Here is a 6,040-nt window from a genome sequence, read left to right as displayed (position 1 = left end):
GTGGAGCCGGAGGTGTAGATGACGTAGGCGCGGTTGTCCGCATGCAGCGGCGCGCTCCGCTCGGCGTCGGTGAGCGGCCCGGACGGCGCGTGCGGGTCGTCGTCCTCGATGTACACCCGGGGCAGGCCGACGTCCGGCAGAGCGTCGCCGTCACCGGTGGTGGTGGTGACGACGCAGCGCGGACGTGCGTCCTCGAGCATGTACCGCAGCCGCTCCGCCGGATACGTGGTGTCGGTGGGCAGATACGCGGCACCGGACTTGAGCACCCCCAGCAGCGCCACGATCAACTCGGTCGACCGGGGCAGCGCGACGGCCACGAGCTCCTCCGGGCCCGCCCCGGCCGCGACGAGCCGGCGGGCGAGGCGGTTGGCGCGCGCGTCGAGCTCGGCGAACGAGAGGGTGCGTCCGGCGAACGTGACGGCCGGGGCGTCGGGGCTGCGGCGGACGACGGCGTCGAAGCGGTCGGCGAGGGTCGCCGCTGCGGGCACCCGGACCCCGGACCCGAGCGTGCTCCACTCGGTGAGGATCCGCTCGGCCTCGGCGTCGTCCAGGAACGGCAGCGCGCCGACCGGGGTGGCGGCGTCCACGGTGACGCCGCGCAGGATCCGGGTGAACCGGTCGGCGAGGGACCGCATGGTGGGGGCGTCGAAAAGATCGGTGGCGTAGGCGAGTTCGACGGTCATCCCGCCGGGGGCGCCGCGCTCCGAGAGCTGCTCGGCGACGGTGACCTGCAGATCGAACTTCGCGATGGCCGTGTCGAATTCGACCCCGGAGATGCTCAGGTCGGGCAGCTCCAGGGCGGACTGCGGCAGGTTCTGGAAGGTGAGCATCACCTGGAACAGCGGGTGCCGGGCCTGCGAGCGGGGCGGGTCGAGCACCTCGACGAGCCGTTCGAACGGCATGTCGGCGTTCGCGAACGCCTCGAGATCCGTGCCGCGCACCCGGGCGAGCAGGTCGGCGAACGGCTCACCGGGTTCGACGGCGGTGCGCAGCACCAGCGTGTTGACGAACATGCCGATCAGGTCGTCCAGGGCGGCCTCGCCGCGGCCCGCGACGGGGGTGCCGACGGCGATGTCGTCGGTGCCGGACAGCCGGGCCAGCAGCACGGCCAGCGCCGTGTGCACCACCATGAACACGCTCGCGTTGTGGGTGCGGGCCAGGTCGGCGAGCGCCGCGTGCAGTTCGGCGTCGATCGGGACACGAAGGGCGGCACCGTGATTGGACGCAACGGCGGGACGGGGCCGGTCCACCGGGAGGGTGAGTTCCTCGGGCAGGTCGGCGAGCTGCGCGCGCCAGTAGGCGAGCTGCCGCGACAGCACGGATTCCGGATCGTCCTCGTCGCCGAGCACCTCGCGCTGCCAGAGCGCATAGTCGGCGTACTGAACCGACAACGGCGGCAACGGATTCGGCTCGTCACGGGTGCGCGCCCGATAGGAGGCGACGACGTCACGGGTCAGCGGCGTCATGGAAAAACCGTCGCCGGAGATGTGGTGCACGACGAAGACGAGCACGTGCTCCTCGTCGGAGATCCGCAGCAGCGCGACGCGCCACGGCACGGCGGCGGTGACGTCGAACCCGGTGCCGACCAGCTCGAGGACGCGAGCGGGAACGTCCTCGGCCGCAACCTCGACGGGGGCGAGATCCGGCAGTACCTCGGCCACCGGCAGTACCACCTGGTAGCCGTCGCCGTCGATCTCCGGGTAGACGGTGCGCAGCGACTCGTGCCGGGCGACGAGGTCGGCGACCGCGCCGCGCAGGGCGTCGACGTCGAGACGCCCGGCGAGCCGGATCGCGACGGGGATGTTGTCCACCGCCGACTCGGGCGCGAACCGGTTCAGGAACCACATGCGCTGCTGGGCGAGCGACAACGGGATCCGCTCGGGGCGGTCGCGGGCGACCAGCGCCACGGCACCCGAGCCGGCCTGCGACTCGAGCCGCGCCGCGAGCGCCTCCACCGTCGGCGCCTCGAACACCAGCGGCACCGGCACCCGGGTGTCGAGGGCCGCGCCGAGCCGGGCGACGAGCCGGGTGGCGACGAGGGAGTTGCCGCCGAGGTCGAGGAACGAATCGTCGAGACCGACCCGCTCGACGCCGAGGACGTCGGCGAAGACGTCGGCGACGGCCTGCTGGGCCGGGGTCTGCGGCGCCCGGTACTCCCGGACCGCGAACACTGGGGCGGGAAGGGCCGCGCGGTCGAGCTTGCCGACGGGATTGAGCGGCACCTCGGCGATGGGGACGACCGCCGCCGGGAGCATGTAGTCGGGCAGGAAGCCGGCCGCGAACTCGACGAGAGCGCCGGTGTCGAGGTCCGCGCCCCCGGCGGCCGGCACGACGTAGGAGACGAGCGCGGTCTCCCCGGAGGGCAGGGCGCGGCCCACGGTGGTGGCGAACTCGACGTCCGGGTGCCGGACGAGGACCGCGTCGATCTCGGTGAGTTCGATGCGGTAGCCGCGGATCTTGACCTGGAAGTCGGAGCGGCCGAGGTACTCGATCACACCGCTGTCGTCCCGGCGCACGAGGTCGCCGGTGCGGTACATGCGCGCCCCGCCGTCCGCGAACGGGTTGGCGACGAACCGGTCGGCGGTCAGGCCCGGACGGGCGTGATACCCCAGCGCGAGCTGTGCGCCCGCCAGGTACAGCTCACCGGTGACACCGGCGGGGACCGGGCGCAGGTGCGTGTCGAGCACGTATGCCCCCACGCCGGGGATCGGGGTACCGATGCGGATCGGCTCGCCCGGGTGCAAGGGGGCACTGCTCACCGCCAGGACGGTCGCCTCGGTCGGCCCGTATCCGTTGAAGAAGTCGCGGCCGGGCGCGGCCCAGCGCTCGACGAGATCGGGACCGAAGCTCTCCCCCGCCACCACGACCACGCGCAGGTCGTCCAGGCCCTGCGGGTCGACGGACCCCAGCGCCGCCGGGGTGATGAAGGTGTGGGTGACGCGCTCGGCCGCGAGCAGCTCCGCCAGGTCCGCGCCGCCGACGATCGTCGGCGGCGAGACCACCAGGGTCGCGCCGGCGGTGAAGGCGCTCAGCAGCTCGAGCATCGACACGTCGAAGCTGGGCGAGCAGATGTGCAGCACCCGCGCCTCGGCGGTGACCCGGTAGTGCTCGCGTTCGGCGGTGATCAGGCCGGCGATGCCGGTGTGCGGGACGGACACGCCCTTCGGCAGGCCCGTCGACCCGGAGGTGTAGATCATCCAGGCCGGGTGCAGCTCGGACAGCGGCCGGATCCGATCGGCGTACGACACCGGGTGGCCGGGGCGGGCGGCGATGTCACCGGCCACGCCGGGATCGTCGAGCGCGGTCCACCGCACCGAGCCCGGCAGGTCCGCGGCGAAGGCCGTGAGGGTCAGGCCGACGGCCGCGCCGGAGTCGGACACCATGTGCAGGACCCGCTCGGCCGGGTACTTCGGGTCGACGGGCAGGAACGTCGCCCCCGACTTCGCCACCGCCCACACGGACAGGACGGACTCCGCCGAGCGGGGCACGGCGACCGCCACCACGTCGCCCGGGCCGATGCCCCGCTCGATCAGCAGCCGCGCCAGCTGCGACGACTTCTCGTCCAGCTCCCGGTACGTGAGCGTCGCCCCGCCCGCCGCGACGACCGCCGGGTGATCGCCGCGTTCCTCCACGGCCGATACCAGTAGTTGCGGCAGCAACGTCGCCTGGGTGCGGGTGCGGGAGCCCCGCTGGGGGCGGGTGGGGGCGGGACGGCGGCTGCGGGCGGGGCGTTCGCGGCGCTCGACGGCCGGCGACTGGGGAGCGATCGCCGGATCGCTCCCGCCCAGGCTGCCGTCGTGTCGAGAAGACCGCATGTAGATGCCCACATCCTTCGCTTCGGTTCCGTTGCTCGCGCGCGAACGAGCAAGCATAGTCACTGCGCCCGGCGCCCTCGGCGGGACCGTACCGGCCGGTAGCCGCCACTCGTTCATCCACCGATGCGCCCGCGACGTTACCCTCGGGCCCCCGCCGGGACCGGACGCGGTGAGGCTCCCCCGACGAAAAGGGGAGCCTCACCGCGGCGGGCCGGACCTCAGGCGACGACGACCCGATGGGCCGTGCGCCACCGCTCGAGCAGGTCCTCCGGCGCCCGATCGACCACGACCACCACCGCCAGATCCTCGAGCCCCCCGGGTTCGAGGGTGTCGAGCGCGTCGGCGGTCAGGTGGGCATGGGTGACCCACTCGTCGTACAGGGCGGCGTCGAGTGCCTCCCCCGAGTCGGCGCCCTCCGGCACCACGACGACCGTCGCGCCGGTGGCCGTGACCAGCAGCGGCTCGAGCGCACCGGCCTCCGCCGCGGTCGACCCGACCGCGGCGCTGCGCGACTCGTAGGTCAGGCCGTACTGCTCGCGCAGCTCGCCGATCCGGTCGATCAGCTCGGCCTGGGTGAACGTGCGGGTCGCGGTGACCAGGGCCGGGCTCTCGGACCCGACGACCCGGAGCCGGTCCGCGTACGAGACGGGGTGTGCGGCCTGCGCCGCCTGCTCGGCGCGCAGCTGCTCGTCGTCGAGCGGCAGCCACGTGACGGTGCCGGGCAGGCCGGCGGTGAGTTCCGCCACGGTCAAGCCCAGCGTCACCCCTGCGGCGCCCGGCGCCCCGACGAACGGGCCGCCGGGATCGACCATCAGCAGGGCCGCGCCGGTCTTGGCGACCGCCCACTGCGCCACCACCGACTGCACCGACCGCGGGACGGCGACGGCGACGACGTCGCCGGTGCCGATGCCGCGCGCGATGAGCAGCCGCGCCAGCCGCGACGACCGCGCGTCCAGCTCGCGGTACGGCACCTCGGTGCCGTCGACGGCCACGGCCGGGGCTTCCGGATCCTCCTCGACCACGTGGGCCAGCACGGCGGCGAGCGTGCGGCCGGTGCTCGCGGCCGGAGCCTGCGCCGGCTCGGCCTCGGCGACGAGGTGTGCCCGCTCCGCGGCGTCCATGAGGTCGATGTCCCCCACCGCCGCCTGGGCATCGGCCACGAAGGCGTCGAGGACCCGCACGAACCGCTGCGAGAGCACGGTCACCTCCGTCTCGTCGAAGTACCGCTCCAGGTACTTGAAGGTGAACACGATCTCCGACTGCGCGAGGGTGAGCAGCGTCAGCGGGTAGTGGGTCGCGTCGTCGAGCCGGACGTCCGTGACGGTCATGCCGTCGAGGTCCGTGGCGGCGGAGGACAGCGCGGCCCGGTCGATCGGGTACGACTCGAACACGAGCAGCGTGTCGAATCCGATCCGCCCGCCCGCCCGCTGCTGGATCTCGGTCAGACCAAGGTAGTGGTGGCCGAGCAGTTCCGCCTGCTGTGCCTGCACGCGGCGCAGCAGCTGCGCGACGGTCTCGTCGTCATCGGTGTCCACCCGCACCGGCAGGGTGTTGATGAACAGGCCGACCATCGACTCGACGCCGGGCAGCTCGGCCGGCCGGCCGGACACGGTGGCGCCGAAGGTCACGTCGGAGCGTCCCACGATCCGGCCGAGCAGCACCGCCCAGGCCGCCTGCACCAGGGTGTTCACGGTGACCCCGAGGCTCGCGGCCAGGGCGGTCACCGCCGCGGCGCGTTCCTCGTCGAACACCACGTGCACCGAGGAGATGGCGTCCGCGTCGGGATGCCGCACCGACGGGGCGAGGACGGTCGGCTCCTCGACGCCGGCGAGTGCCTTCGCCCACACCTCGAGCGACGCCTCCCGGTCCTGCTCCGCCAGCCACTCGAGGAACTCCCGGTAGGAGCGGACGGCCGGGAGCGCGGTGGTGTCCCCGTGCGTGACGTACAGCGCCATGAGGTCCTGCATGAGGACCGGCATGGACCAGCCGTCGATCAGGATGTGGTGGACCGTCACCGCGAGCAGCGAGCGGCCCTCGGCCACGTCGACGAACAGGAACCGGATCAGCGGGGCGGTGCCGAGGTCGAAGCGCCGGACCTGCTCGTCGCGCAGGATGCGGGCCAGCTCGGCGTCGCGGGCGTCCTCGGCGAGGCCGCCGAGGTGCTCGTGCCGCCACTGCACGTCGACGTCACCCAGCACCAGCTGCACGGGATCGCCGCTGTCGGT

The 6,040-nt window shown here is 73.5% G+C and carries 2 protein-coding genes; both read right to left on the bottom strand.

Going from position 1 to position 6,040, the window contains the following annotated elements:
* On the bottom strand, positions 1–3,815 hold a 3,815-nt coding region (locus CQZ88_RS31800; RefSeq protein ID WP_258008772.1), incomplete at its 3' end, for an amino acid adenylation domain-containing protein.
* 218 nt (positions 3,816–4,033) lie between these two features.
* The coding region (locus tag CQZ88_RS24925; protein WP_219727534.1) for a condensation domain-containing protein at positions 4,034–6,040 on the bottom strand (2,007 nt) is incomplete at its 5' end.

The organism is Rhodococcus sp. ENV425 (assembly GCF_002887785.1).
GTDB lineage: Bacteria > Actinomycetota > Actinomycetes > Mycobacteriales > Mycobacteriaceae > Rhodococcus > Rhodococcus aetherivorans.
This window is presented reverse-complemented; position numbering and strand designations above follow the sequence as displayed.